We start from the raw sequence: 26057 nt of genomic DNA, 5'->3' as shown, positions 1-26057 counted from the left end.
TTGAGAATACAAAAAAAACAAGATCACTATGATTTATTCGACTCATCCAGTTTTTATTCATTCATCATGACAAATAAGATACCCCTTGAGGTTATTAGACAAAAGCCTTTCTTCGACCATTCCCTATTTAACTAAACTGCTCGTTAGCTGAACAAGAAAAAGACCGCCGCAGCGATCCTTCTTGAATTCTTGCACCCGTTAGTTTAAGTGTAATACTTCACATATTATATTTATTCAGACATGCTGCTCAGTTTGTTTAAGAAGGTATTAACAAAAAAAGGGTGGTAATCCTTCTAGGATTAAACGTACCCGATGGTTAAAGAAGAAAACAGTCTAACTATTTTGTCAAACCAGAAATTAGTCATTTACGATTTTAATATCTTTTATTGGATAATAAACAACATTTGTTGTCCCTATTACCTTTTTCAATGGTATCGCTCCAATAGCACGGCTGTCTTTGCTTTGCCTTCTGTTATCTTCCATTACAAATAAATTATCTTTAGGGACAGTATCACTACCTACTGCGGTTTCCTTTAAAGTGAAGGAGTCTGTTAATGTTCCTCCATCTTTTAATGATTTTTTGTATTTTTCCAAGTAAGGTTCGTTGTAAGCTTTCCCATTTATATATAAAACATCATTTTTATATTCAATTCTGTCACCTGGGAGTCCAATTACGCGTTTTATGTAATCCTTACCTTCTGGGGCGTGAAACACAACAATTTCAAATCTTTTCGGTTCTCCGATTTTTGTTACAATCATACGGTCCTGGTCCTGAAGAGTAGGCTTCATTGAAGCACCGTCAACAACAATCGGCGTAAAGAAAAAAGAGCGAATAATGACTGCTATTGCAAGTGCACCTATTAAGGCTTTAATCCATTCATACATTTCATTTTTCTTCTTTACCATTTCTCAATCTCCCTAAATATTCATCTGAATTCATATCCTCATTTTACCATATTTGTTTGGATATATGTTATTTTTCTTAAGCTATCCTGCCCAGTTAGTCGAAGAAGAAAAGGAGCTGCAGCAGCAACCCCAATCTATAACTATTGCACCCGTTAGTTAAACAACAACCTCAAGAGAATCTCGTGAAAATGCACCTAAGAATAACGTTATTCCATTACTATCATTTATCTCTACTTCGAAGTGATTATCATCGTAAACTTCTAAAATTGTCCCAATTTGCCCTTTATAAATACCTTCAATTATGAAGCTTGATAATGCCGATTTAATCGCTTTATGTTTTTAATGGTAAAAAATAACAAACCTAAAAAAGGTTACAAAAAAGGAACATTAAGACAAGTATATAATGGTATAAGGAAAAACCTTTTGAATCATAAAGTCAGAAGGCATATTAAAGGCCTCAACCAATCTGGCTGGGGGCCTTTAATCTAACAGGTTTAAATTATCTCGTAAGTATTGACTTCTTTCTTTTATAAACGTAATAATTACTTCCTTTTCTCCATCAAACGTTTCCAATTGACTAGGGTCACTAAATAGATGATGCGGGCGAATGAATTCCATGAGAGATGAAATGATTGGTTCGAGGTAAGCAGGGGTGAAAAGGGTATTAAGCAGCTCTTCCATCAGTTCCCTGTACTGCCATCTGAATGCAGGAATTTCTAAAAGCCTTTTAGTTAAATGATTTTTTCCCTTAATACGGAGTGAATCAGGTTCAATGGTCTCCCCATCCCACTTCCGGCCAAATGTCCCATCATAGTCCCAAGGAATAATTTCAAATAAGCCCGTTTCGGAATTGCGATAAAGCGCATAGTTTTTTAGAAAACCGTCATGGTTTTGGGTGCAGACCGCCACAGCCAGCCAGCGAAGGTACTTGTCCACAGCAAGGTATTTTGGAATCTCTTGCTCAAATTCTTCAAGTGAAGTCATGTTAATTTTTTGGATGAGTTCAATTAAAAATTTGTCATCCTCAGCCGTTCCGATTTTACGCTGGTACCCCACCAACAAAGATTCTTTTGGAGCCTTCGTTTTGTGACCATCTAGTGAAAAGTTGGCATCTGTTTTTACGGCATAGTAAATTGGTCCGTATGGGAGACGCCTATTTTCTAAAAATAAGTCATCTACCGACTCCAGCTGTAAATAGACTCCCTTATAGCTACCATTTAGAAACAATTGAATGTGCTGAGAGGCTGGAGACAGAACTCCAAAGGATTGAAACAAATCAAGAGATAGTTTATTGCGAATGGAAGATGGATCTTTATATTCAGCATTGAGATGAAACTCTCGGGCGCCATTAAAGGTTTGAAGTCTTTTCAACTTAATAAAGTAGGATCTCCTACGCAGTTTTCTAGTATAGTTACCCCGGAATTTTGTGGAGATATCAAAATTCATATCATCAATGAATAATTTAGCAGGAACTGGATCATCGAAGGGTCTTAACTTGTAATTCAGCTTTCTAAGATCCCAGCGACGAATGAACAAAGAGTATACTGGTAAATTCGATTTATTGTTCATCAAATCGATACTTCCTTTCTTCAGCCTTTTACTTTTCAAAATAATTGCTCGTCGTTAAATCATAGATGCTTCATTCGGTGTGATAGTATTTAAAAATGCTAAGGAAAACCAAGGGTTCACACCCTTGGCTTTCCCTGTTGTTAAACTAGCCGCAAAGTAGGAATAGAGCTACTCCTCCTGCAACACCAGCTCTTGGAAAAATAGTTACAAAATCCAAACCTGCATTATTTAAGCATGAAAATACAGCTTCGAAAGTTGGTGTAGTACCTACGTCAATACCGCATCCTGCAAGAATAGTAAGTAGGTTACCTGAAACCGCGCTAACAGTCCCATCAGCAGCAAGGCTTACAGTTGCTATACTACAAGTTGAGCTAGGGTTGCTATGGCTGCTATGGCTGCTATGGCTGTCGGAACTACTAGAATTGCTTGACATTCATAATCACCTCCTTCGTTTCTTTGTATATTTTATAAAAAAACAGACCTTTTAGAGGCGGCGCTTGTACTATTAAAATGGTAAATTTTTCCTTTTCTTGGCCAATTATAGCAGTTAGTTTTTTTGAATAATTAGTTAAACATGATGCAAACAGTGGAAGGGAGGACAAATTGTTTCGACATACATTTATTTGTGACCACAGTTTGACCACGAAACATATATAACCCATAATGAAAAAAGGACTGCCGAAACAGTCCTTTTGTTGTGAGTCAATTATTTTTAAAATTCGGATGGAGCAAATACAATTGGTTATTTTTCTCCTAACTGTTTCTTCACCTCTTGGAATAATTGCAACCCTTTTTAAATGTGATTTTCCACTAGCTTTCTATTAAAGGGAATTCTTCTATATCAAGATTTCCACCACTATGGTACACCAAATCGGATCCGCCACAAACTTGCAAGATTTGCCGCTCGGACTTCTTTATTGTTTATCATATTGGACAAAATATAGTCCAAAATATAGCGCACAATCGTAACGATTAGGAATTCGTTCTTTTACTAACCTGCTCCGTTAGTTGAACAAGAAAAGCTGCCATAAAGACAGCTCTGATCTTAAACTCTTCCGTTAGTAAATATTAAGTACTTAGATTTTCAAGTCGTATAACTTATCTTGATGAATACCTATAGTTATAAATCTGACTTCATCCTTCATTTGCAATGCCTCTAGCCCACAATAATAACTTCCAATCTTCTTAAAACCCTTAAGAACTTTCTTTCTAAAATCCTTATAGAGTTCTAGTGAGATATTCTCTTTTGAACTCGTTGATATATGACCACAAATAAGAAAGCTTTCTTTATGCATACCACCAGGCCAAAAGACGATTGATGAGCCGTTGATTAGTTGGTCAACTGCAAACTTTAATCCTCCTCTTTGTTGAGGTACTTCTTCAATTTTCAATTCAATATTTTGGTCTAGTACAAGATACCGTTCAGATATATGGTCCCCAGAATGATTAATACCAAAGTCAATAATTTCACTATAAGATGTATAAACTGGAACTTCCATTTGATCAAACAATCCAACTCTTACATATTTCAATTTACGATAGAGTTCTAACTCTTTGAGCCCTGTTTCTAAATCAGCTTTAGTAGCAAAGAAATGTACCTCTTTTGACATACTACCTCCATCTTTTTGACGTTCTAGGTTGATCTGTCTTTTGTAGTCTTTGAATGTAATAAATTCAACAAGAAATTTCAATTTCCCTTCTTCCACTAACCTGCTTCTTTAGCGTAATAAGAAAAGCTGCCTAATTGATAGCTCAATCTACAACTCACCCGTTAATTGAAGAGTTAATGATAGATAATTAAAAGAATCCCTAAAAATATAAATCCAAAAAGAATGATTAAACCACTTGTGTCTAGTAGGACACCTATAACCGCCCATAAGAAATAGAAAATTTTAATTTTTGTACTTTCATTTTTATAATTTTTATAAGATTCTTTAATTAACCACCCTAAAATGCTACATCCCACAACAACCAATATAATACCAATAGTCATTATTTTCATAAACGTCCTCGGTTATAAAATAATTTTCTTCATATACCTGTTAATTTGTCACTTTTCTTGTTCAACTAAACTGCCCAATTAGCTCAACAAGAAAAAAGACCGCCGCAGCGATCTTGTATCTTTAACTCTTGCACCCTTTACTTTAAGTACATTTCTTCACAATCTACTTCATTTCCAATAAAAAATGCTTCGTCACTTATTGTAGTCATGCTACACACCACACTCTTTAGATGAAAAATCAATTATTGTAGCTTTATAAAAAAGATTTGTCATTTATAATAATAATTGATTAAGATTGGGATAGGTTGTCAACCATTTATTTTTTTGGAATAAAGGAGGATTATTTTTGGAATTTAGCACTGAAAGATTAACAATTAGACCGTTTAAGAGTAATGACTTACATGATGTATTTAACATTTATAACAACGATGATACATGTAAATATCTTTTGCATGATAAGTGGACACATGAAAATATGCAGGAATTATTTAATAAAAAGCTAGAAAATGGTGAACTTACAAAAGAAACAACTTTAAGTTTGGCAGTAGTAAACAATACTAAAGTAATTGGTGATTTATCTGTATGGTATACAGATATGAAAGATACTGTTGAAATTGGTTATAGCTTTTCTAACGAGGCTTCAGGAAGGGGTTATGCAACAGAAGCCGCGAGTAGTTTAGTCAAGGAGTTATTTGATAAATTTAATGTGCATCGTATACAAGCCAACCTTGATGCAAGAAATAAAGCATCACAAAAGTTGTGTGAGCGTATAGGTATGAGAAAAGAAGCTCATTTTATTCAGGATTATTGGAATAAGAATGAATGGACAGATAGCATTGTATATGGGATGTTACTTTCAGATTTAAATTTACGGGAACTAACAGAAGGCTTGCACTGAGATTTTATAAGAATTTTTTTATAAAATCTAAGATACTTTGAAATATTACTCACGGATTTTGAGCAATCTTTTTTTATAATCCGTGAGTTCTTCTATCAAAGTATAACGTTTTAAGTATCTAACTAGCTTAAATATATCAGAATGGATTTTCAACTAATCTGCCCCGTTAGCGGAACAAGAAAAAGAGGCGCCACCGCAGCCCCTTGTTGAACTTTTGCACCCATTAGTTTAATAACTTACCCTCAGCTTTTATAGAGTTTGCAATTTTTACAATTTCTGATTTAGCTAATTTATTTTCACCTTTATATTCAACTGTTAATTCTAACTCTTCTTTTTCTTCTTCCCAATCCAAGTATTGTTTTCCGTTTTTTTCTTGATAAAAATATTTTGTTCCTTTAATTTTGTTTTTTTTATCCCATTTGGGATCATCATACCAACTTACATAATCTGTAGCAGTTATAACGAGCTCTTCTTTTTTTGATATGTAATGTAATTTTAGTTTATCGCACCTCTTACCGCAGGAAGAAGTAGTCATATAACTCTTACTATATTCAAAAGGGATATAACTTGGTTCAGCTTCTATTCCTACCCAAGCGGCTGCCCAACTTATCGGCATTTTTAAAGTAGGTGAATAAAAAATAACATATACTAACACAACTACCCCAATAATTAGAAGGTATTTCAATATTTTTTTCTTAGTAATTCGTTTACTTTCCAAAGTTACTCCTCCACACGAACTATATGAGATTATCATATCAAATTATTCAATGAAAGAGTAAAATTCTTATTCAACTATCCTGCTTCGTTAGTGCAATATGAATGCCGCCAGAAATGACGGCTGGATTTTCAACTCTTGCACCCGTTGAAGAAGAACATGTGTATTTCACTATCCATTTGTGAAAAGTATTATTCCTCTTCAGCTCCAAAGTCAATCATCACTCCAATAACCTCTTTAGAAATGTTATATTTTACTTTCACCTCGTACTCACCGTCACCATAACCAGACATTGAAACCGCACCACCTGGAACGACTCCCCCTTGTGCATCTGAAGCAACAATATCACAACATGCAACATAATATTTTAATCCATCTTCATCTATCTCTATGTCATAAACATTTTTCACTTCATATTGGATAGCTTCATCTCTACCGAATACTGCAAGATTAAAGATTCCAGCTTGTGCAGAATCAACTGCAATTGTTTTATCGCAATCATGCCATTTTCCACTTGGTTTCTTCTCTCCATGAAATACAATTAAACTTTCCACCACTTCTTCATCAGTGTAAGTGATGGTTGCCTTCCAATTCCCATTTTTCACATTTGAAAGTATAATTTGCAGATCTTCTTCATCCACCTGATAACATGGATCAGTAACAATTAACTTTCCACTATCAACTGTAAAAGTACCAACTGTTAAAGGCTTATTAGTATTCACTTTCGGCACATACCAATCAATAAACTGGCTTAAAGTTGATGCCTTACAATCGCTTATTCCAGTTTTTTTATTCCAAAGAAAGATTAGTTCCTGCATAAATCTTTTTCTTTTACGATAGCAAAGTTTATCACCATTGATATTTTCACCAATGCAAATCATATCACTCGGTACATTTTTCGGTCTGTTCTCACGATTTTGTTTAACAATATCAATTGTTAATGCTGATCGTTCTTTCGATTGAATAGGGAACAAAGTCCAATCACCAAATTTAGCTCCATTCGTTTCAAAAAAGAGTTCTTTGTACTCCTCTGGAAAAGTAGCACCAAGTGCTTTTTCTGCTTTTTTCAATTCAAGTAACGATACACCAGACACTTTGGAACTCGGATTAATCATGTTTATTACTCTCTTCATTTCTTCCTCCATGAGACTTTCGGATAATTAACTATGATATTTTCGATATATATAATTTAAAAACCTTTATTTATTCAATAACTTTATGACATTTCTAATTCAACTAACCTGCTTCTTTAGTTGAATAAGAAAAAGGCTGCCAAATGGCAGCCAATATCTTAAACAATCTCACCCATATGTGGTTTTATCCTATTATTATACTTGTACTTAAAGATGATTTTATGTACTATGCAATTTGTTCTACTTTACACTTTTGGCAAAGTGGATATTCAGATAAAAAAGAAGTCATTCTTTGCTTCATTTCTCTAAATGAAATACCGTAATAATATAAAGCTGTATTTTCTGGACCTTCCCAATAGCTATAAAAACGACCAGAACCATCGAGCACTTCATCAATTTTTTCAATCACATAATTTATATCACAGTTTTGATACACTTCTTCTGACAATTCTGTACCATTTAAATAAAGTGCTAGACCTTCAAGCGTTCCAACAGATTGTTCGAAACCATCGGCTCTCAGAAAGGAACCCTTTGGTACGCCAATTCTATCAATAATTTGTAGTAGTTTATCAACGTTTTCCATTTTGTTATGTTTAAGGAGTATTTCTATATCACAAAACTCTATTTCGCCTGTTGCCTGTTGCATCGTTCCGCCGCCGTTAGTGGTTCCGCATTTACTAGCCTCTAAAGCTTCGTTAATAGGCTCCTCGAAAAACTCGCCACGGTCAATAGGTAGTAACCGTGCATTAAGTTGCAATGTTAAATGATAATTATTATTTTCCTTTTTTTTTAAAATATCAAACAGTCCCATTTTTACCTCCCCAAATTTTTTCTAAATTAAAAGCAGCACTTATAAACATTAATAATATAAGCAACGGAAATCAACTTCTATTTTAGCATTTCCTTAATCAACTATCCTGCTTCGTTAGTACAACAAGAAAAAGGACCGCCGCAGCGATCCCTGTTCTTTAACTCTTGCACCCTTTAGTTTAAGTGTAATCTTTCACAATCTTATTTAAAAGGGGTACTTCTAAATAATGGTGCTATCCTAAAGTGCCCTTAATTAAGTATAATTACATTAACACTTTAAGATAGGATTGATTTGACAATGGGTCTTTTAAATAAATTCTTCGAAAAAAAGCAGAAAAGGATAAAACCCCTTTTTTATTTACAGCTTGTTTTAATTTTTGGATATTTTTCGCTGTTTTTCATAGACATCAATCGTTCATATGGTGATGTATTTCTATCTTTACTCTTACTGCTAATTGGAATTGAGAATTATTTATTAAAGGAAAAAAAAGCTAATTTTATTTTATATTTTATAGCATCTTTTATGTTCGCTTTAATTTTCATTTTAGATTTTTTTAATCTATAAGGAAACTGTTATTTGACTATCCTGCCCCGCTAGTACAACAAGAAAAGACCGCGGCAGCGATCACTTTCCTTAACACTTGTCCCCATTAGTAGAAGAAGAAGTGTTATTATAAAGATTCAGCAAAACCATCTAATAATTTCTTCACTTTTATTCTCTGCTTCATCCTCATCCAAATCTTTATCCTCAACCCATTGTTGATAATGGGTAATCTCGTGTGCCATACTGCCTAAAATAGCCCAAAGGGCATCAATTTCTCCACGTTCTAATACTAATTCTTTATAGTCACCAGTAGCTATTCTTATATAGGGTTCAACGTTTTTATCAAATGGTGCAAAGAACGTTGCACTTACCAACTCTTTAGTTTATCTATTTTTAATTTGATAGTTCTTTTTTAGATAAACAACAACCCTAATTGGAAATTCCATATTTAAGCGTAACCAAGCTGCAAAGTTTAAACAAGAACTTCTTACTTTTGGATTTACACCTATTTCACATCTTAATCGTAATCCTGTACGTGGATAATGGGAATTTGCTGTAGTCATAACGATTCACCTTTAAATTGTTTTAACTACTACTTTCGTTACCTATAAAACAATTTCCTTCTTGAACTAAACTTCCCTCGTTAGTAGAATAAACAAAAGCAGTCATAGGGAGCAGAATTTTTAGCTACAGATTTAATAAACATCATTAGAAAAGTAATCTAACAATTATTTGTCAATCTATTTATTTACTTATTTCTTGCTTTAATATTTACTTTGTTTAAGTTACATTATAAAAAAAAGGAAAGGACTAACGTTCAAATGAAAGATCAGATTGATGAATTAACATTACTGCTTTTATATTTAACATCCTTTAAAGAGGATATTGGTTTAGGTGAAGTTCAAAGAAGTTGGAAAGGTTACCCTTTCGAGTCACTTAATGAATTATCAGAGAATGATTTTATTCGTGACAGCAAACGATCAAAATCAGTATATCTAACTGAAAAAGGAATCGAAATCGCCAAAGAGTTGATGAAAAAATATAATATAAAACAACAGTAAGGGCCTTCACATAGTTGAAGTTCCCTTTATCCTTATAAAAACACCTGAATTGTATTTTTAACTATTGCACCCGTAAGTACCCAGAGAGAATACAGTCACCAAAACATAAAAACAAATTCAAAATACAACATAATTACGTTTTTTTATGAATGTTATATAAACCCAATATAAGAAAACTGAAAGAAAAAGGAGTGAAAACACAAATTCACCTATACCAGAGGCAATTTTTATCATTTTTATATCTCCTCAACCCTCAAAAATTTCAAACTCTTAATTATGATTTTATGTACAATATCGGTTATTAGAAGAGTAAAGATAATATCTTATTGCACCTTCCTTACAAATTTGCCTACGGCAAATTTGAAGTCGTCATAGTGAAAGGATTCGGATAACCTGACGACGTACCCCTCTTGTTCGCCGCCTAATGCTGATTGTTTAACGTAGGATTCTTTCACTTTCTTTTCATCGAAAATGCCCCTATACAACACCGGTACCGTTTCAATTCCGAGTTTCGTAGCCCATTTGACCGTTTCATCCCAGCTGAGGCAGACATTTTCCTTATTCCAGATATTGAATAGATAAAAGTAGCTCGAAAGTTCCTGATAATGGATGCTGTGGGTGGCGTAGACATTCTCGCCGCAAAACCGCCACTTCTCAGGTAACCGATAGGCGAACGTAGAATGAAACATCTTAACCCAGTGGCGCGATTCGTGATCTGCGGAATCGATGCTTCTGGCATGAATATGGTTACGGTACATCGTGAGATTCTCCCCGTCTAACTTTTCTGTTACCACTATTTCCTTCCCGATGAAGTGTTCAATTTTCTTCATTCTTTTGTCATCCGAAGTAAAACCTTCACTCCAGGGCAAATGATAGCTTTTGGGATATTTCATAAAATCATTTCCCATATCGGTCCGCCTCCCTGAAAAAATACAGATTTGTCAATTCATTATCCCCGATCAGGTGATAAATTTCACTAGCACCTCTATCTCCGCCGAATGAAATCAGCATATGAAGCTGAACAAGGTTTGCGACCTTTAGGACGAATTCTTTCTCAAACCCAAGTTCTATGAGGAAATGGCAGGCAAGCTGAGCGCTCACATTTTCATGCCCATAATAGCTATAGCTCCCTCTCATGGGTTTATACATCTTGCAAAATGGCTTTCCAGCGTCATGAAAAAGGGCAGTCATCACGAGCGCCAACTTGTCTTTCCCTACATATGTTTCGTTGATGTATTCGTAAACAAGATACGTATGCTCGCACAATAAGAACTGATGGTGGGGATTTTCCTGGTTGAACCGGTACATGCCGCTAAAAGGCGGCATGTGTTTAAGCCTTTCGAATAATTCTTCGTAGGATAGCTTATTTTCAACTAAGTCAATGAAGTCTTCCTTTGTGATATCGTATAAACTCGGCGTATGGATGATCTGGATCTCGTCAAATCCTTCGCCAACCATGGGAAATTCTAGATTCTTCCGGTATTTTTCCATGATGCGGTACTCCACATTCCGCTTTCGTTCTACGTTTCGTTTGAGGCAAATTTCAAACGGCGTGTCCAAATAGTAGCATTCTTTCCTAACGTTTTTTAATTTCGATAGGTTGAACTTCCTTCTCTCCCGTTCGATGTTGGTCGAATCGACCACAACGGATTTGCCTGCAGCGACAAGTTCATTCAACCTCTCGAAAAGCACCCGGTAGACAATCCGCGATTTTTGGACTCCTGCGTCGCCGAATAGTTGCTGCCGGATGTCATCGGTAGATAAAAGCACGAGTTTTTCTTTTTTGGCAAGCTCTTGTGCTAAATGGCTTTTTCCGCTTCCAGGAATTCCGACGGTATAGATTACTTTTTGCATAATTTCCACCTCCCTTTCTGCTTTGCTAGAATTCAAACAATTAACGCAGAAATAAAATAGTACGTAAGCATAATATATGGTGAGGGAACGGAGATTTTGCCAAAATCCTAATACTTATCCTTTTTATTTAACTTTCATCAACGATCCAATTCTTGATGTTTCGGGATGAACTGACGCAACAACTATTCACATTATTAGCATTTAAAAGCAAGCAACCAGTGGTAGCACGGAAACTAAACTCCAGTTAGTTCGGAAATTTAAAAAAGACCGCCGCAGCGATCATTTCTATAACTCTTGGACCCGATAGTTGAACAAGAGTAATGATGAATATATTTTTAACGTTAGTTCTTGCCTTTCCAATCGTCATAAAATTCCATTAAGATTTGATGTATTTCTTTTAAAGTAACTAGAATTAAGAAAAGCATCATAAACGTTACAATTTCTCCTGAAAAAACAGAGATTAAAGCAATTACACTCATCCAAAAGTAAAAGGTTGTTTTATTCATAAAATCCCCTTTCTACTCGGCTAAAGTAACCAATTAGTTACTTATCATTTTATTAATTCTCTATAATTAATATGAATAACTTTGCTACTAACCTGCCTCTATAGTTTAAGTGCAATCCTTCACAAACTCCATGCTGCTGTTAACATGAATATTCAATCATGCTTGAGATTTTTCTTTCATTAAATGGCCCTTAACATAAAAAAGAGCACAATTCATGCAGCAGAATTGGCCCGATTGTGGATAGTCTAATTTGCGTTTTAAAAAAACTTTATTATAAATAAAATCTATATTATCATTCAAACGATACTCTATTTCATCTGATATCTGTATGGAAAACACGCCATATAAATATCACTAACGCTTTGAAATTCCAAAGCGTTAGTGAAAAAGTGATTTTATTCTCGACTGAAATCAGCCTCTTGTAATGGAACCATCTTTGATTTCTTTACAATTTTATAGCTAAAATATCCAAGTAAGAATAAAGGTAATCCAATATATGAAACCAGAATTCCATACCAGTCAATCTTATCCCCGATAAATGCCCCGTAATTTGTTCCGAGCATTGCCACTAAACATAATATTGTCGCTAGTATTGGTCCTAACGGGAACCATTTCGCAAAATAAGGAAGATCTTTAAAGTCTCTGCCTTGCGCAATAAAAGCTTTTCGGAATCGATAATGAGTAACAGAAATACTTAACCAAGAGAGATAACCTGCTAGACCGGCAGCATTTAATAACCATGAATAAACTGCTCCATCCCCGAAAAAAGAGGTTAGGAAGCAAAGCATTCCCACAAAAGTAGTCATATATAACGCGTTTACCGGAACGCCGCCTTTATTTACTTTTTTCAAGAATGCTGGTGCTTTACCTTCTTCTGCCAATACCCATAGGACCCGTGAACCAACATATAAACATGAGTTTCCTGCAGATAAAACGGATGTAAGGATGACAGCATTCATGGCAGCTGCGGCAAATGCCAGCCCAGCATGTTTAAAAACAAGAGTAAATGGACTTACCCCTATATTTTCAAGATCGGAACTTAATAAATTGGGATCATTATAGCTAACTAAGCATCCGATGACGAAAATGGCTAAAACATAGAATAAAAGAATTCGCCAGAAGATTTGCTTAATCGCTTTAGGGATATTTTTTTCAGGATTTTCACTTTCACCTGCAGCTACTCCAACCATTTCAGTTCCTTGAAAGGCAAATCCTACTACCATAAAGACACTAAATATGGATAAAAGACCTCCCTTAAATGGCGCCTCTCCTTTGGTAAGATTTCCAAATCCACCGGTATGTCCATTCATAATTCCAAAGATCATCAATAATCCAACAACAATAAAAATCATAATGGTTACAACCTTGATAATGGAAAACCAAAATTCGGATTCACCATAACCTTTTACAGATAAAACATTTAGACCAAAAATAAGGACGAGAAAAATTGCACTCCAGATAATGCCTGGAACATTAGGCAGCCAATATTTCATAATCAATGAAGAAGCCGATAATTCAAGAGCAAGAATAATAGCATTGTTATACCAATAATTCCAGCCAACAGCAAACCCTAAGGCAGGGTCAACAAATCTTGCTGTATAGGTACTAAAAGAACCCGAAATTGGTATAAATGCAGCCATCTCCGATAAGCTTGTCATGAGGAAATAAACCATGATCCCGGCAATAAGATAGGCCGCAATCGCCCCCCCTGGACCAGCATCATGAATGGTAGTACCACTAGCTAAAAAGAGACCCGTTCCAATCGTTCCACCGATGGCAATCATTGATAAGTGCCTAGTTTTTAATTTTCTTTCTAAGTGTTCATGTTGTTCTCCTGGATTTGTTTGCTGAGTTTGTATTTTTTGTACCGTTTGCATAAAACACCTCTTTTTTTAGTCTCTTATAATTAATTCTTATACAATCTTAAAAATACAATAAGACTGTATAAAAAAGCGCTTTCATAGATTCATTTATTGAAATAATAAAATCTTCAAAAATAGTACATTAATTGAAGTAATTCCAAGACATCAGTTACTGTGATATTGATTGATTTTTTTCAGCAGCTGCAATACTTAGAATTAGGCTTCATGTTACGAAACAACCATGATTGCTCTAATAATCGTAACCGTTTTTTCCATTTTACGACGAAACTTAATACTCATTTCCTCAGATAAATTCTCCCTCATAATAATCAATGTATCGCCTTTTTCGAAAAATAAAGGGTCTTCTTCACCTATTTCAACTCCTACCATTCCATCAACACAATAAAAAACCTCTGCCGTTCCTGTCATTTCTAACATTAAATCTTGAATATCCTTATTAACCTGAATGCAGGTAAGCCCTCCATCCCACCCCCCTGATAACATTAAATTAAAATCCCTAACGCTCCCTTTGCTTCGTGTTGTCCATCCACCATCAAAGCGATCTTGCTCAAAAGGCTTCAAAACCACCGAATGTTTTCCTTCATGCACAAGATACATTTCACCTTCAAGTGTCATTATTACTCTTTGGATACCTGGCAGATGCGTAAATAGGGAATCTTCTACTTCGATATCAGCAGTACTAATGCGCCATTGGAAATTCCGTTTACTATATTCCGCATCTTCAGGATAAATGGCCAGTTGCGTTGTTTTTCCACCGGACCATAAATTCGTAGTTTGTTCATTTTTTTTTACAAATTTTATTGAATAAGTCATATTCCCACTCCACATTTCTATCAAAAAATTTTACTCTTTGCTCATTCATGCAGATCCTGGCGATATTCTTCTATACTTTTGCTCATACATCACACCTTTTACAAGGGGAGTTGTTAAGCTCCCCTTTAAGGTAAGAGCTGAGAAGCATTTCTGATAAAAAGTGCTTTACTCATTCGTTTCGGTCTGGTCTTAGTCTTGCTTTAACATTGGCATTTTGATGTCTTTTTCTCTCGCTGTTTTAATCGCTAGTTCATAACCAGCGTCAGCATGGCGGACAACACCCATACCAGGGTCAGTCGTTAATACGCGCTCTAAACGTGCTTCTGCTTCTTTCGTGCCATCGGCAACGATAACCATACCAGAGTGCTGAGAATATCCCATACCTACGCCGCCGCCATGGTGTAAAGAAATCCAGCTTGCGCCTCCAACTGCGTTAATCATCGCATTTAGGATTGGCCAGTCAGATACTGCATCACTGCCGTCTTTCATGCTTTCTGTTTCACGGTTTGGAGAAGCAACAGAACCAGCATCCAAGTGATCACGACCGATAACGATTGGCGCGGAAACTTCACCTGAAGCAACCATGTCGTTAATAATTTTACCAAAACGGGCTCTTTCACCGTATCCAAGCCAGCAAATACGTGCAGGAAGACCTTGAAACGCAATTCTTTCTTGTGCCATACGTACCCATTTGCAAAGATGCTCATCATCTTTATATACACGAAGTAATGCTTCGTCAATTTTACGGATATCTTCTGGATCGCCAGATAAAGCTGCCCATCGGAAAGGTCCTTTTCCCTCACAGAACAGTGGTCGGATGTAGGCTGGAACGAATCCAGGGAAATCAAATGCATTTTCTACGCCTTCGTCTTTTGCTACCTGACGGATATTGTTACCGTAGTCAAATGTAACAGCGCCTTTTTGCTGCATTGTAAGCATTGCTTTTACGTGTGTTGCCATGCTTTGTTTAGATAGCTTTACATATAGTGTAGGATCTTCTTCTCTTAAACTAGCTGCTTCTTCTAGTGAATAACCAACTGGAACATATCCATTAAGCGGATCGTGAGCTGAAGTTTGGTCTGTTAGTACATCTGGGTTGAAGCCTTTTTCAATCATTAATGGTAAGATTTCTGCTGCATTGCCAAGAAGTCCGATGGAAAGTGCTTTTCCTACTTTTTTCGCTTCAAACGCTATTTTAAGCGCCTCATCAAGGTCTTTTGTTTTTACATCCAAGTATCTTGTTTCGATACGTCGGTCAATTCTCCATTCATCTACATCGATCGCGATACAAACTCCATCGTTCATGGTTACTGCAAGTGGCTGAGCACCGCCCATTCCGCCAAGACCTGCTGTTAATGTAATGGTATGTTTTAAAGATCCGCCAAACTCTTGACGTGCAAGTTCTGCAAATGTTTCATACGTACCTTGAACAATACCTTGGCTTCCAATATAGATCCAGCTGCCTGCTGTCATTTGACCGTACATCATCAAGCCTTTTTTATCTAGCTCATGGAAATGCTCCCAGTTTGCCCATGCAGGTACAAGGTTTGAGTTCGCAAGCAATACGCGTGGTGCATCTTTGTGTGATTTCCATACAACTACTGGCTTACCTGATTGAACTAGAAGTGTTTCATCATCTTCTAGTTCTAAAAGCGTTTTCACAATTGCATCAAAAGATTCCCAGTTACGAGCAGCTTTCCCAATCCCGCCGTAGACAACAAGATCTTCTGGTCTTTCTGCTACTTCTTGGTCTAGGTTGTTATAAAGCATGCGAAGAGCAGCTTCTTGAATCCAGCCTTTTGCATGTAGTTCCGTACCTATATAATTTTTAATGATTCTTTTTCCAGATGTTTTCGTTTCCATAACATTAACTCCTTTTGTTTAACTATGGCTTAATTATAAAAATAAAATCATTTGAAAAATACGAACAGAAAATTCGAAAACTTATAAATTATTTAAAAATTGCGGGTGTTTATATAAAAGTTTTTATCAAAAATAGCAATATTTTTAGATTTGTTTATTATTTTTATAATCCAATAAATAAAGGTCGATTCATTGTAAAGATCTTAAATAGCGACTAATTCCCTATTTTGATCAGTAATGTAAACAATCTCAGAAATAATCCTATAGCCTTCCATGTTTTCGTCAGCAGCTCTTGCATCTTCTTCTGAGTCAAATTCATACATAGTAATATTTGAATTTGAATAGGAAGTGATGACCCACATAAAATCTCCTCCAATTAAGATTCTTATATATTGCTAGGTATTTGTTATATTTTATCAACCGGGTATTCGGTTATTAAATAATAGATAATAGATTTAAACCCAGCCGCGAAAATGGGATGCTTCTGCCATTTTTCTTATTCCAACCATATATGCAGCCAAGCGCATATCTACTTGGTATCGTTGGGCCGTGGAGAAAACCCTTTCAAAGGAATCGACAATTTTATCACGTAACCTTTGAGCTACTTCTTCTTCAGACCAATAAAAACCTTGGTTGTTTTGTACCCATTCAAAATAGGAAACAGTTACACCGCCAGAGCTTGCAAGGACGTCCGGTACAAGTAATACGTTACGATTTGTTAATATATGTGTTGCTTCAAGTGTTGTTGGTCCATTTGCGGCCTCAACAATAATATCAGCCTTAATCTTATTTGCATTCTCTCGTGTAATTTGATTAGAAATCGCCGCAGGAACAAGAATTTCACATTCTTTTTCAAGTAACTCCTGATTCGTAATAACGTTTGTAAATAAATTTGTTACGGTACCAAAACTATCGCGGCGATCAAGTAGATAATCAATATCAAGCCCTTCCGGATCATAAAGTGCACCATATGCATCCGAAATGCCAATCACTTTTGCTCCTGCATCTTTCATAAATTTTGCAAGATAACTTCCTGCATTCCCAAACCCTTGGATAATAATGCGTGACCCCTTAATTGGAATCCCTCTTCGTTTTGCTGCCTCCTCGATGCAAATCGTCACTCCGGCAGCCGTTGCCGTTTCACGTCCTTGAGAACCTCCAAGTACAATCGGTTTTCCTGTAATAAATCCTGGCGAATCAAATTCTTGAATTCGGCTATACTCATCCATCATCCATGCCATAATTTGCGGGTTTGTATAGACATCTGGTGCAGGAATATCTTTCGTTGGCCCGACAATTTGGCTGATAGCACGCACATATCCTCGACTTAAACGTTCTAATTCAAGAAATGACATGCTGCGAGGGTCACATATAATTCCCCCTTTTCCACCGCCGTATGGAAGATCAACAATACCGCATTTTAAACTCATCCACATGGACAACGCTTTTACTTCCTCTTCACTTACCTCCGGATGAAAACGTATTCCCCCTTTTGTAGGACCAACAGCGTCGTTATGTTGAGAACGGTATCCAATAAAAATTTTAGTGGAACCGTCATCCATTCGGACGGGGATACGTACCGTGAGGATTCTAAGCGGTTCTTTTAATAACTCATACATTTCCTCGCTATAGCCTAATTTTCTAACCGCCATTTTTATAATAGATTGAGTGGAACTTAATAAATCCAATGAGTCATTGTGCGAGCCATCTTGTTTTTGAACTCGTGCGCTATTTATATCAACTGCCACTTTCATTCGATGCACCTCTAATATAAGTTGTTTGAATTAAATGTACCAATGTATTATTTAACGCAAAAAAAGGCTATATTTAATGAATTTTTCTAATATCGGATAAACGGATGGAAAGATTTTTTTGCTGTCTGTCTTTTAATAAAAGTGCTTGTTTCTGTATATCAATTAGACATACACGGCCATTGCATGTTAGTAATGAACTATTCTCATAGTAAGTAATTGTAATATATTCTTTTTTTGTCAACTCTTTTAAAAACATCTGTTATCCCTTTCTCCGAAGCTTGGAATTTCCGAAATAAAAATAATTTGACCCTTTAGATCGTATAAGTTCAGTAAGATTCAGTAAGAAAATCGTCACCGGAGCAAACAATGCTCCGGAATGACGTTAAAGATTTGAACAAGAGGCGAGCATAGTAACCACTATAACTATTCCTCCCATTTCCGAAATAGGGATGATTTTGAAAGATGTTGGGTTAAAAACAACTCCATCACCTTGATTACTGTTTGGAAATTTCCTCTTTTCTAACATGTAAGTTTTCTTCTACAAATGATTTCCAGTCGATTTGATATAACCAGCTTGCTGCTGCCTCAATATCCTTTGAGAACACACGATCTTGCGTAATGCTTGGGATAAGCTTTCTCGCTTCCGTATAAAAAGCATTTGTAAATGAAGCCATCTTATCTTTTCCACGATATTCCACTGCTTGCAAGGCGCAAATAAGTTCAATTGCCAATACACAGCGGACGTTTTGAATGATTTGATGAGCATGGCGGGATCCAATTGTCCCCATGCTTACATGATCTTCCTGGTTCGCTGAAGATGGGATGGAATCCACACTTGCCGGGTGCGCCAATGTTTTGTTTTCTGATACAAGTGCAGCTGCCACATATTGCATAATCATCGCTCCCGACTGCAAACCCGGCTCTGGGCTTAAAAACGGCGGTAAATCATTTAGCTGCGGATTGACGAGACGCTCAATTCGGCGTTCTGAAATATTCGCAAACTCCGCCATGGCAATTTTAAGGAAGTCCATTGCAAATGCGATCGGCTGGCCGTGAAAGTTCCCTCCCGAAATAACCTTTTCACCATCATCGAAAATAAGCGGATTATCGGTTGCTGCGTTCATTTCAATTTCAAGTTTCTCTTTTACATAATCAAGTGCCTGCCATGATGCGCCGTGTACTTGTGGGATGCAGCGAAGAGAGTATGCATCCTGTACCCGAAGTTCTCCTTGCGTAGTGACAAGCTGGCTGTCACTAATCATTCGCCGAATACGTTCCGCGACTTCAGACTGTTGACGATACCCACGTGAAAGATGAACATCAGCATCAAAAGCATCCTTAATGCCACGTGATCCTTCTAATGTCAATGATGCGATCGCTTCCGTTTGAAGTGCAAGCTGCTCGGCTTCAATGTAATTGACTAGCCCCATTGCCGTCATAGCTTGGGTACCGTTAATTAACGCTAAGCCTTCCTTTGCTTGCAATGTCAGTGGAACGATACCTTCTTTCGACAAAGCTGTGACGGCCTTCATTTGTTCCCCTTTATAAAACACTTCACCCTCACCCATTAGCACTAGAGCCAAATGGGACAGTGGTGCTAAATCCCCACTCGCTCCAAGTGAACCTTGCTGCGGAATGACCGGATGTATATGTGCATTTAAAAGCTCAAGCAAGCGTTCAATGACAACGGGACGCACTCCAGAAAAACCTTTTAATAATGCGTTAGCACGGAGCAGAAGCATGGCTCGTGAAACTACTTCAGGGAACGGTTCTCCTACCCCGCATGCATGAGAGTGAATCAAATTCCACTGCAACTGCTCGGCATCTTCAGCATCAATCAATACATCACTAAACTTTCCAAACCCAGTTGTAATACCGTAGATGACTTTCTTTTGCTTTACGATCTTTTCAACAGCTTCCCTGCTTTTTTCCACATTGCTCCAACTTTCCGCTGAAGCCTTAACAAACGCATCATTATATAAAACCTCTTTTGCTTCTTCAATCTTTAAAGTCTGACCTGTTAATACAACCATTTCTTACACCCCTTATCATTTTTTAAAAACCAAAAAGGGGGCCGTATTGACAGACGTATCCCGTCGTCAATACAGCCCCCTGTTTAACTAATAACTATAGGCTTGTTATTATTTAAATGTGGTTAATACCTAATCCAACCGCTTCATGCTCAAACCCGCGAACCGGTGCTCCAATTGTTCCATACACTGCAACGGCAATCCATTCGCCTTCTGCCTTGTTTTCAAACGGATGGCCTCGAAGAATCGCAAACCGAAGCCCTGCTGTTCTAAGCATTCCGCCAAGCTCAACTTGACCACGTGTTACACCGTGCATCGCTTCAATAATCGCATGATACAATGCATGCATTTCACGATAAAGTTCAGGGTTGACTATTTCTTGTCTTTTCGCTGATGTTTCAATGGCTGCTACGATTTTCTGCAGCTCCATTGATCCAACCTTTCCTTTTCCATAGCGCCAATTCATTTGCGTAAACTTACTTACTAAAGCTTCTTCCTCTTCTTCTGCAAACGCGTACATGATTGCCTGCTGACCAATTTTTCTGTCGAATCCCTTCGCCATGCAGTTACCTCTTTTTAATTTTCTAAATTGACTAATAATTGACTAATAACTGATTTCTATTTTAAACATATTCCTATCTTTAGGTCAATAAATATTTGTGGAGTTTTCCTAATTTCTTCTTCGCCAGATTGTGGTAGATTTTTGATCGGAGAAATTGTTGTTGGTCTACTTGTTGAATTTCTCTAAACTACTAATTAATTCAATGAGAATATTACTCCTTCGAATTAAAGTAATGCACATCAAAATGGGATATGATATTCTTGTAATTATTACCATGTTTTATTTATTTTTATCAATTCTCAGATGAAATTAGAGGAATAAAATGACAAAAGCAAATTGGAACGTTAACCCCGCCAATAGTAATGTTAATTTTTCAGTAAACAAAATGATCGTTTCTACGGTTTACGGAGCATTTCGTAAATTTAATGCTTCAATTGAGGCTGACCTAGTTGATTTAACAACAGCAAATATTCATTTCAATATAGATGTGTCTAGTATTAAAACTCATAATGCTATTCTAGATGCTCACCTTAGGACGAATTTATTTGATTATGAGCAATTTCCTACAATCACATTTAAATCAAAAAATATTGTGAAAAAGGATACAGATAAGTATGATATTTATGGTTTATTAACTGTTCGAGGACTTTCACGTTTTGAAACTTTCAATATTTCTATTAATAAATCAGGAAAGAATTCTTGTGAAAATGAAAAGGTGATATTTAGTAGTAAGGGACAAATTTATAGAAACGATTACGGTTTATCTTTAAATTCAACTATAAATCCATTTGGTTTTCTAATAGGAGATAAAATTACTATTTTCATCCAAATTGAAGCATTAAAAGAATAATAAATTTAACCCCATTATAAAATACAAAAAGGCGAGACAAAAGTCTTCGCCTATTTTTTATCCGAAGAATAGCTGACAAAACCAGGAAAGAAACGCAAGCTGTGTGCAATTAAAAATTGCGCTGTATAATAGGTTGTCATAATCAGGATATCAGAATGGGGAATCTCTGAAACAAACATATTCCATGACAGAATTGAGTCTGAGAGGACAAATAAAATACTTCCTATTATTGCCCATATATTATGGGACAAAAATCCAGTCCAACTCATCAGGGATATAATGACAATATACATAAGTACGGGAACTACTAAGGTATCGTTATGATTCCGAAGCAATGCAGCGATTACGTGATATCCGATAACAAAGCCGTATAATCCAATAGGTAGAATCATAAGAAGTGAAAGCTTTGTAAAACGCCAATAACGGGAAAACCCTGCTGTATAAAACAGATGACCCATTAGGAAGGCTGTTAAGCCGATAACGAACCATCTAATTAGCCCATCACCTAGCATACAGATAAATAATCCGCACCATATAATCCAATGAGGGCGTGATTTTTTATCAGGTATTTGTTTATAAGCATAGAAAAGAATTAGCCACATTGGAATTAATTTAAATAGCATTTTGATTGCTTCTGGCTTGCTGGGAATGGCAAATATGTATATAAGGCTCATAAGTAAAATGAAAATGGGTAATCGAAAAGTTTTCAATATACACCTCATTGTAACAGATTTATTTCTCCTAGTTTTATAGCCATCATCTTCACCTCATAGGAGTTAAAAAATCTACTATTTTCTTTATAACTAAACATTTTCTATCCGAAACTACCTGCCCTTAGTGCAATAAGAAAAGCTGCCAAAATGACAGTTTGGTCTGTAACTCTTGCACCGGTTAGTTGAACAAGAAACAATTATCAGTTCATTTTCAAATGCTTTTCTTTTTTAACTCTTCTTTAATATCTTTTAAAAGTAGTACTATCTGACTTAATCTTATTAGGAACCATATAGACATAAAAGCTAAAAAAATTACTGCTAATTTATCTATGTTTGCTAAAGCACTGCTCACATACATCAATAGCCATTCCACCCTATAACCCCACTCCTGTTATTTTTTGTATAATTTGTAAATTCAACGCCAGTCTTCAACTATCCTTCCAAGTTAGTTGAATAAATAAATCGGAGCATTGAGACAGGAACATTAATTAAGTTCATAACCATTTCTGGATTTACAGGATGGTACTGTGGAGGAAAGATATGGTAAAATTAAAAAATAACTTTCCACAGAAAGTTGAATAAATTTATGGGGGAGCATCAATGAAAAAGACTTTAATTGTAGCAGGACTTGGATTAGCATTAGTAATCGGAGGAGCATACGCAATTTTCTCTTACAATAGCGATAGAACTGAAGCGGCAACAACTGTTCCTACTAAACCTAAAATTAGTAAGACTGAAGTAAATAAAAAGGAAACAGATACACCGACTGCTACGCAGCTAGTTCCTGAAGTTAGCAAAGCTGAATTAGATAAAGCAGCAAAAAACTTTTATGAAATTGAGAGTAATGTGAAGGATAATGACATCTTCTACTACGGAATGATAACGATGGCTCTTCAGAAGCTTGAGTTTAAAGACGAAGAAAATTACCGTATTCCACTGTCAGTGGATGTTAAAAGAATCCAATTTGACCGAGCTAACCTTCAATATTTGAAAAACAAGGCAGTTGAACTAAAAACATCCGAACCTTATCCAAGGATCTTAGATAAATGGTTGAAAGGTGACATCACTAATTTCGAAGATGATTATCTGACAATTAGGGATTTAAAAGGTGACCCTAATGAGCCAAGTGAAAGTCCAGTAATGAAAGTAAGAACTGCTGAAGAGGAACGGAAATACATCGAGCACTTCTTTGGTGACGAGGGTTTAAAAATTAATAAAAGAGATTGGCAATAAGCCTTACAGATTGGCTCTGGGTCCTCCCAGGGCTTATTTTTTTGACTTTATACTTAAAATCATTATTTTTATTAACTAAAAAACAAAAAAAGAACCTTAACGGTCCCGAACATTTTCTTAAACAAACGCACCCGTTACTTTAAGTGTAATCCTTCACAAAGTTGAGATGTAACTGTTTAAGAGGTGTTTCAATCGGGATTTTAGAATTAAAATAGCCTCAAAACAATCCTCCTCAGCAATCAAAAAGAATTTCAATTTGCATTGATTTGAACTTCCTGATTTGCATATACATTAACAAGACCATTTGACATATGACAAAATACCGTATTGGGAGGATTTTATGACCCTTGAAGCATTGAAAAAAAACAAAGGCAAAGTAGCTATTGGAATATCGATAGGCTTAATCGTTGAGTTTGTGGTAATGGAATTATTATTAGTGACAACGAATTATTCCATTTTGTTTGGAGTGATACTCGCAGGAATGATTTTAACTATTGGACTCAGTGTCTATTTTTTTATCAAAGGAAAAGATTATACAGGGATTGGACTGATTATTTTCTTAGTTATTGATATCTTATTCTTCCTTTTCTTTTATTACTAAGTTAATCTCTGGATTTGATTTACATAAAAATTTATTGCCTTTTAGGTAAAAAGTAAAATAGGTAGACTACCATTTAGGTTGGTCAAAATTAGAAACGGGAGCTATTTAGCTACCGTTATTTTTTTAGTTTGGATACTTTTTATCGCAAATACTTATTCAACAAATCTGCTTTCGTTAGTGCAATAAAAAAGGGATCGCCGCAGACATCCCAGTTCTTAAACTCTAGCACCCGTTAGCTTAACGTGTTTGCCAACTTAATCACTATTACTCCATGTTAATACTCCTTCATCTTCATCGAATCCATTCAGAATTGTTTTATCTAATGTTTTATTATCAATTATTACATTAAGCCAAGCCTCCATTGAATCATCTAGTCTTTTCCTGTCTATTGACAGAAACTTCCCCGCTCCGTAGTAAGACATAAGTAATTCGTCTAAGAAATTTGCATCTTCAATTGTTAATTTTGTTTTGTTTAAACAATATTTAGAAAGGTTTTGCAATAATTCCTTTGTGTCATCTTCAAGTATTGTAAGTACACCTTCAACTGAAGGTTGTAAACAAGAATAACCCCCAGCTTGGTTAGAGTAAACAATTCCAGACTTTGTCTTGATAATAAGTGCAAGTTGTTCCAGGCTATATAGACAGACTTCACGTTTTTTAGGCATGAAAGTAACCTCCTTTTCCAACATCTAATTAAAATATTCGGAACCTGGGTTATTAATTCCTGTCAATGTATTTCTCTTTTAGCCTTATTAAACTAAACTGCAACGTTAGCTGAACAAGCAAAAAAGACCGCCGCAGCGATCCCATTCTTTAACTCTTGCACCCGTTAGTTTGAATAAGAACTTATCTTAAACATGAAACAGCAATGTTCCATCTGATTTTACTGTAACCAGAGGATATTGAGGTAAAAAATAATCTTCTGTAAGAATACTTTCTTTAACAAGAGTATTCGATAGATTTATCATTTATTCAAAAACCACTTTTGCTTCAGATTAATTGTTTTTTTTACTGCCTCTGCTAATTGACCTTGTTCTATATTTTTACCTAATAGAATAATATGCTTCTCTAAATAGCCTCGACATAACGGTCTAATAGAGTATCCTTCTATGTTATTCCACTGAAATAGAATTCGTTTCAATTTTTTTCTTACCAATTTTTTTGTTGCTTTATTATACCCACTGATTCCGAGTTCTCTTTCGATAATGGATTGTTTACTTTCCACATCGGGTTCTTTAGAGTGGCATAACTCCATTGACCTGAATAATGTTTCTTCCAACTCATTCTCATCGTATGGATAATTAACTTTGGAAACTGCATCAATTTCTATATGTACTCTTTTCAATTTTGATTTTGAGGACTCTCCACAGGGTATGATGATTAAATTATTAAGTGTATTACAATAAATATGTACAAACTTAGTCTTTTCATCATCTTCAAATGTTTTCAATCAAATCATTCCACCTTATTATAATTCTTACGTTTATGTTATAAGTTTGATATGAAATAACAATCTCCTGCAAAAAAGACCCTCGTTTAATTTATTTTTAAAATTTCTTATTCAACTAAACTGCTCCGTTACTTGAATAAGAAAAAAGCCACCAAAATGGCAGCTGGATCCTCAACTCTTGCACCCATTAGTTGAATAAGAATTCACTCTTCCAGCTTGGAAAATCATTATTGTAATTACGCAGGCACTCTTTCATTATTTTAGTATCACGAGGCAGATTTTTTTCTAATTCAGACCATCCCATAAA

General features: G+C 35.8%; 29 protein-coding genes and 1 pseudogene. 5 read left to right on the top strand and 25 right to left on the bottom strand.

What is annotated here, in order from left to right:
* Window positions 1-357: 357 nt before the first annotated feature.
* The 5 genes from lepB to LC455_RS28685 form a co-directional block, all read right to left on the bottom strand.
* Window positions 358-906 (bottom strand): signal peptidase I, encoded by a 549-nt coding sequence (gene lepB, locus LC455_RS28705; protein ID WP_223596208.1) that lies wholly within the window; start codon window positions 904-906, stop codon window positions 358-360.
* 156 nt (window positions 907-1062) lie between these two features.
* Window positions 1063-1206: a DUF4926 domain-containing protein gene (locus LC455_RS31995; protein ID WP_369075774.1), complete on the bottom strand. Its 144-nt coding sequence runs from the start codon at window positions 1204-1206 to the stop codon at window positions 1063-1065.
* A gap of 180 nt (window positions 1207-1386) precedes the next feature.
* Window positions 1387-2475, bottom strand: coding sequence for a CotH kinase family protein (locus tag LC455_RS28695; RefSeq protein ID WP_223596257.1), 1089 nt, complete (start codon window positions 2473-2475; stop codon window positions 1387-1389).
* A 145-nt stretch (window positions 2476-2620) separates the two neighbouring features.
* Window positions 2621-2908 carry a hypothetical protein gene (locus LC455_RS28690; protein ID WP_223596206.1) on the bottom strand — a complete coding sequence of 96 codons (288 nt, stop codon included), beginning with the start codon at window positions 2906-2908 and terminating at the stop codon, window positions 2621-2623.
* A gap of 643 nt (window positions 2909-3551) precedes the next feature.
* A complete protein-coding gene (locus LC455_RS28685) occupies window positions 3552-4181 on the bottom strand; it encodes a hypothetical protein (protein ID WP_223596204.1) in 630 nt (209 codons plus the stop codon).
* 642 nt (window positions 4182-4823) lie between these two features.
* Between LC455_RS28685 and LC455_RS28680 the strand changes: the two genes are divergently transcribed.
* Complete coding sequence (locus tag LC455_RS28680) at window positions 4824-5375, top strand: GNAT family N-acetyltransferase (RefSeq protein WP_223596202.1); 552 nt, start codon at window positions 4824-4826, stop codon at window positions 5373-5375.
* A 223-nt stretch (window positions 5376-5598) separates the two neighbouring features.
* On the opposite strand, the gene LC455_RS28675 is transcribed toward LC455_RS28680, so the two are convergent.
* The 5 genes from LC455_RS28675 to LC455_RS28655 form a co-directional block, all read right to left on the bottom strand.
* Complete coding sequence (locus tag LC455_RS28675) at window positions 5599-6093, bottom strand: hypothetical protein (RefSeq protein ID WP_223596200.1); 495 nt, start codon at window positions 6091-6093, stop codon at window positions 5599-5601.
* 188 nt (window positions 6094-6281) lie between these two features.
* Window positions 6282-7223, bottom strand: coding sequence for an SMI1/KNR4 family protein (locus LC455_RS28670; RefSeq protein ID WP_223596198.1), 942 nt, complete (start codon window positions 7221-7223; stop codon window positions 6282-6284).
* A 226-nt stretch (window positions 7224-7449) separates the two neighbouring features.
* Entirely contained in the window at window positions 7450-8034 is a 585-nt protein-coding gene (locus tag LC455_RS28665) for a hypothetical protein (RefSeq protein WP_223596197.1), read from the bottom strand.
* Window positions 8035-8714: 680 nt separating this feature from the next.
* On the bottom strand, window positions 8715-8951 hold the full coding sequence (locus tag LC455_RS28660; protein ID WP_223596196.1) for a hypothetical protein: 237 nt from the start codon (window positions 8949-8951) through the stop codon (window positions 8715-8717).
* A gap of 9 nt (window positions 8952-8960) precedes the next feature.
* Entirely contained in the window at window positions 8961-9140 is a 180-nt protein-coding gene (locus LC455_RS28655) for a hypothetical protein (protein ID WP_223596195.1), read from the bottom strand.
* Window positions 9141-9398: 258 nt separating this feature from the next.
* Between LC455_RS28655 and LC455_RS28650 the strand changes: the two genes are divergently transcribed.
* Window positions 9399-9638 (top strand): DUF6429 family protein, encoded by a 240-nt coding sequence (locus LC455_RS28650; RefSeq protein WP_223596194.1) that lies wholly within the window; start codon window positions 9399-9401, stop codon window positions 9636-9638.
* A 323-nt stretch (window positions 9639-9961) separates the two neighbouring features.
* Here LC455_RS28650 and LC455_RS28645 read toward each other — a convergent pair whose 3' ends face one another.
* The 11 genes from LC455_RS28645 to hutP form a co-directional block, all read right to left on the bottom strand.
* Window positions 9962-10546 carry an RNA ligase family protein gene (locus tag LC455_RS28645; RefSeq protein WP_223596193.1) on the bottom strand — a complete coding sequence of 195 codons (585 nt, stop codon included), beginning with the start codon at window positions 10544-10546 and terminating at the stop codon, window positions 9962-9964.
* On the bottom strand, window positions 10536-11492 hold the full coding sequence (locus LC455_RS28640) for an AAA family ATPase (RefSeq protein ID WP_223596192.1): 957 nt from the start codon (window positions 11490-11492) through the stop codon (window positions 10536-10538). Before LC455_RS28640 ends, LC455_RS28645 begins: the two co-directional genes overlap by 11 nt.
* Window positions 11493-11833: 341 nt before the next feature.
* A complete protein-coding gene (locus tag LC455_RS28635) occupies window positions 11834-11998 on the bottom strand; it encodes a hypothetical protein (protein ID WP_223596191.1) in 165 nt (54 codons plus the stop codon).
* A 395-nt stretch (window positions 11999-12393) separates the two neighbouring features.
* The gene (locus LC455_RS28630; protein WP_223596190.1) at window positions 12394-13875 is read right to left on the bottom strand and encodes an amino acid permease; all 1482 of its coding nucleotides are present in this window, start codon (window positions 13873-13875) and stop codon (window positions 12394-12396) included.
* Window positions 13876-14088: 213 nt separating this feature from the next.
* Window positions 14089-14694 carry a HutD/Ves family protein gene (locus tag LC455_RS28625; protein WP_223596188.1) on the bottom strand — a complete coding sequence of 202 codons (606 nt, stop codon included), beginning with the start codon at window positions 14692-14694 and terminating at the stop codon, window positions 14089-14091.
* Between the two features lie 189 nt (window positions 14695-14883).
* Window positions 14884-16557, bottom strand: coding sequence for a urocanate hydratase (gene hutU / locus LC455_RS28620; RefSeq protein WP_223596186.1), 1674 nt, complete (start codon window positions 16555-16557; stop codon window positions 14884-14886).
* Between the two features lie 203 nt (window positions 16558-16760).
* Entirely contained in the window at window positions 16761-16919 is a 159-nt protein-coding gene (locus tag LC455_RS28615) for a hypothetical protein (RefSeq protein WP_223596183.1), read from the bottom strand.
* A gap of 93 nt (window positions 16920-17012) precedes the next feature.
* Complete coding sequence (locus tag LC455_RS28610; protein ID WP_317851491.1) at window positions 17013-18311, bottom strand: Glu/Leu/Phe/Val family dehydrogenase; 1299 nt, start codon at window positions 18309-18311, stop codon at window positions 17013-17015.
* A gap of 73 nt (window positions 18312-18384) precedes the next feature.
* The gene (locus LC455_RS28605) at window positions 18385-18567 is read right to left on the bottom strand and encodes a YolD-like family protein (protein ID WP_026568610.1); all 183 of its coding nucleotides are present in this window, start codon (window positions 18565-18567) and stop codon (window positions 18385-18387) included.
* 238 nt (window positions 18568-18805) lie between these two features.
* Entirely contained in the window at window positions 18806-20344 is a 1539-nt protein-coding gene (hutH, locus tag LC455_RS28600) for a histidine ammonia-lyase (protein WP_223596181.1), read from the bottom strand.
* 112 nt (window positions 20345-20456) lie between these two features.
* The gene (hutP, locus tag LC455_RS28595; RefSeq protein ID WP_223596179.1) at window positions 20457-20903 is read right to left on the bottom strand and encodes a hut operon transcriptional regulator HutP; all 447 of its coding nucleotides are present in this window, start codon (window positions 20901-20903) and stop codon (window positions 20457-20459) included.
* A gap of 322 nt (window positions 20904-21225) precedes the next feature.
* On the opposite strand from hutP, the gene LC455_RS28590 reads away from it, so the two are divergent.
* The gene (locus LC455_RS28590; protein ID WP_223596177.1) at window positions 21226-21753 is read left to right on the top strand and encodes a YceI family protein; all 528 of its coding nucleotides are present in this window, start codon (window positions 21226-21228) and stop codon (window positions 21751-21753) included.
* A gap of 50 nt (window positions 21754-21803) precedes the next feature.
* Here the strand turns inward: LC455_RS28590 and LC455_RS28585 are convergent, their stop codons facing one another.
* Window positions 21804-22376, bottom strand: a complete 573-nt coding sequence (locus LC455_RS28585; protein ID WP_263297943.1) for a lysoplasmalogenase — start codon at window positions 22374-22376, stop codon at window positions 21804-21806.
* 690 nt (window positions 22377-23066) lie between these two features.
* On the opposite strand from LC455_RS28585, the gene LC455_RS28580 reads away from it, so the two are divergent.
* Both LC455_RS28580 and LC455_RS28575 read left to right on the top strand, forming a co-directional pair.
* Window positions 23067-23699 carry a DUF6241 domain-containing protein gene (locus tag LC455_RS28580; protein WP_223596173.1) on the top strand — a complete coding sequence of 211 codons (633 nt, stop codon included), beginning with the start codon at window positions 23067-23069 and terminating at the stop codon, window positions 23697-23699.
* A 340-nt stretch (window positions 23700-24039) separates the two neighbouring features.
* Window positions 24040-24300: a hypothetical protein gene (locus LC455_RS28575; RefSeq protein WP_223596171.1), complete on the top strand. Its 261-nt coding sequence runs from the start codon at window positions 24040-24042 to the stop codon at window positions 24298-24300.
* 254 nt (window positions 24301-24554) lie between these two features.
* Here LC455_RS28575 and LC455_RS28570 read toward each other — a convergent pair whose 3' ends face one another.
* From LC455_RS28570 to LC455_RS31820, 3 genes and pseudogenes are all read right to left on the bottom strand, one after another.
* Window positions 24555-24965: a DUF6210 family protein gene (locus LC455_RS28570; RefSeq protein ID WP_223596169.1), complete on the bottom strand. Its 411-nt coding sequence runs from the start codon at window positions 24963-24965 to the stop codon at window positions 24555-24557.
* A gap of 299 nt (window positions 24966-25264) precedes the next feature.
* Window positions 25265-25750: a hypothetical protein gene (locus LC455_RS28565; protein WP_223596167.1), complete on the bottom strand. Its 486-nt coding sequence runs from the start codon at window positions 25748-25750 to the stop codon at window positions 25265-25267.
* Between the two features lie 187 nt (window positions 25751-25937).
* Window positions 25938-26057, bottom strand: a pseudogene (locus LC455_RS31820) (barstar family protein); the annotation flags it as partial.

Source organism: Neobacillus bataviensis (assembly GCF_019969725.1).
This window is presented reverse-complemented; position numbering and strand designations above follow the sequence as displayed.

Excerpts from the sequence above, each read along its gene's own strand:
- lepB (WP_223596208.1), bottom strand. The coding sequence starts at position 906 with ATGGTAAAGAAGAAAAATGAAATGTATGAATGGATTAAAGCCTTAATA.
- LC455_RS28695 (WP_223596257.1), bottom strand. The coding sequence starts at position 2,475 with ATGAACAATAAATCGAATTTACCAGTATACTCTTTGTTCATTCGTCGC.
- LC455_RS28690 (WP_223596206.1), bottom strand. The coding sequence starts at position 2,908 with ATGTCAAGCAATTCTAGTAGTTCCGACAGCCATAGCAGCCATAGCAGC.
- LC455_RS28670 (WP_223596198.1), bottom strand. The coding sequence starts at position 7,223 with ATGAAGAGAGTAATAAACATGATTAATCCGAGTTCCAAAGTGTCTGGT.
- LC455_RS28665 (WP_223596197.1), bottom strand. The coding sequence starts at position 8,034 with ATGGGACTGTTTGATATTTTAAAAAAAAAGGAAAATAATAATTATCAT.
- LC455_RS28655 (WP_223596195.1), bottom strand. The coding sequence starts at position 9,140 with ATGACTACAGCAAATTCCCATTATCCACGTACAGGATTACGATTAAGA.
- LC455_RS28650 (WP_223596194.1), top strand. The coding sequence starts at position 9,399 with ATGAAAGATCAGATTGATGAATTAACATTACTGCTTTTATATTTAACA.
- LC455_RS28645 (WP_223596193.1), bottom strand. The coding sequence starts at position 10,546 with ATGGGAAATGATTTTATGAAATATCCCAAAAGCTATCATTTGCCCTGG.
- LC455_RS28640 (WP_223596192.1), bottom strand. The coding sequence starts at position 11,492 with ATGCAAAAAGTAATCTATACCGTCGGAATTCCTGGAAGCGGAAAAAGC.
- LC455_RS28635 (WP_223596191.1), bottom strand. The coding sequence starts at position 11,998 with ATGAATAAAACAACCTTTTACTTTTGGATGAGTGTAATTGCTTTAATC.
- LC455_RS28630 (WP_223596190.1), bottom strand. The coding sequence starts at position 13,875 with ATGCAAACGGTACAAAAAATACAAACTCAGCAAACAAATCCAGGAGAA.
- LC455_RS28625 (WP_223596188.1), bottom strand. The coding sequence starts at position 14,694 with ATGACTTATTCAATAAAATTTGTAAAAAAAAATGAACAAACTACGAAT.
- hutU (WP_223596186.1), bottom strand. The coding sequence starts at position 16,557 with ATGGAAACGAAAACATCTGGAAAAAGAATCATTAAAAATTATATAGGT.
- LC455_RS28615 (WP_223596183.1), bottom strand. The coding sequence starts at position 16,919 with ATGTGGGTCATCACTTCCTATTCAAATTCAAATATTACTATGTATGAA.
- LC455_RS28610 (WP_317851491.1), bottom strand. The coding sequence starts at position 18,311 with ATGAAAGTGGCAGTTGATATAAATAGCGCACGAGTTCAAAAACAAGAT.
- LC455_RS28605 (WP_026568610.1), bottom strand. The coding sequence starts at position 18,567 with ATGTTTTTAAAAGAGTTGACAAAAAAAGAATATATTACAATTACTTAC.
- hutH (WP_223596181.1), bottom strand. The coding sequence starts at position 20,344 with ATGGTTGTATTAACAGGTCAGACTTTAAAGATTGAAGAAGCAAAAGAG.
- hutP (WP_223596179.1), bottom strand. The coding sequence starts at position 20,903 with ATGGCGAAGGGATTCGACAGAAAAATTGGTCAGCAGGCAATCATGTAC.
- LC455_RS28590 (WP_223596177.1), top strand. The coding sequence starts at position 21,226 with ATGACAAAAGCAAATTGGAACGTTAACCCCGCCAATAGTAATGTTAAT.
- LC455_RS28585 (WP_263297943.1), bottom strand. The coding sequence starts at position 22,376 with ATGCTATTTAAATTAATTCCAATGTGGCTAATTCTTTTCTATGCTTAT.
- LC455_RS28580 (WP_223596173.1), top strand. The coding sequence starts at position 23,067 with ATGAAAAAGACTTTAATTGTAGCAGGACTTGGATTAGCATTAGTAATC.
- LC455_RS28575 (WP_223596171.1), top strand. The coding sequence starts at position 24,040 with ATGACCCTTGAAGCATTGAAAAAAAACAAAGGCAAAGTAGCTATTGGA.
- LC455_RS28570 (WP_223596169.1), bottom strand. The coding sequence starts at position 24,965 with ATGCCTAAAAAACGTGAAGTCTGTCTATATAGCCTGGAACAACTTGCA.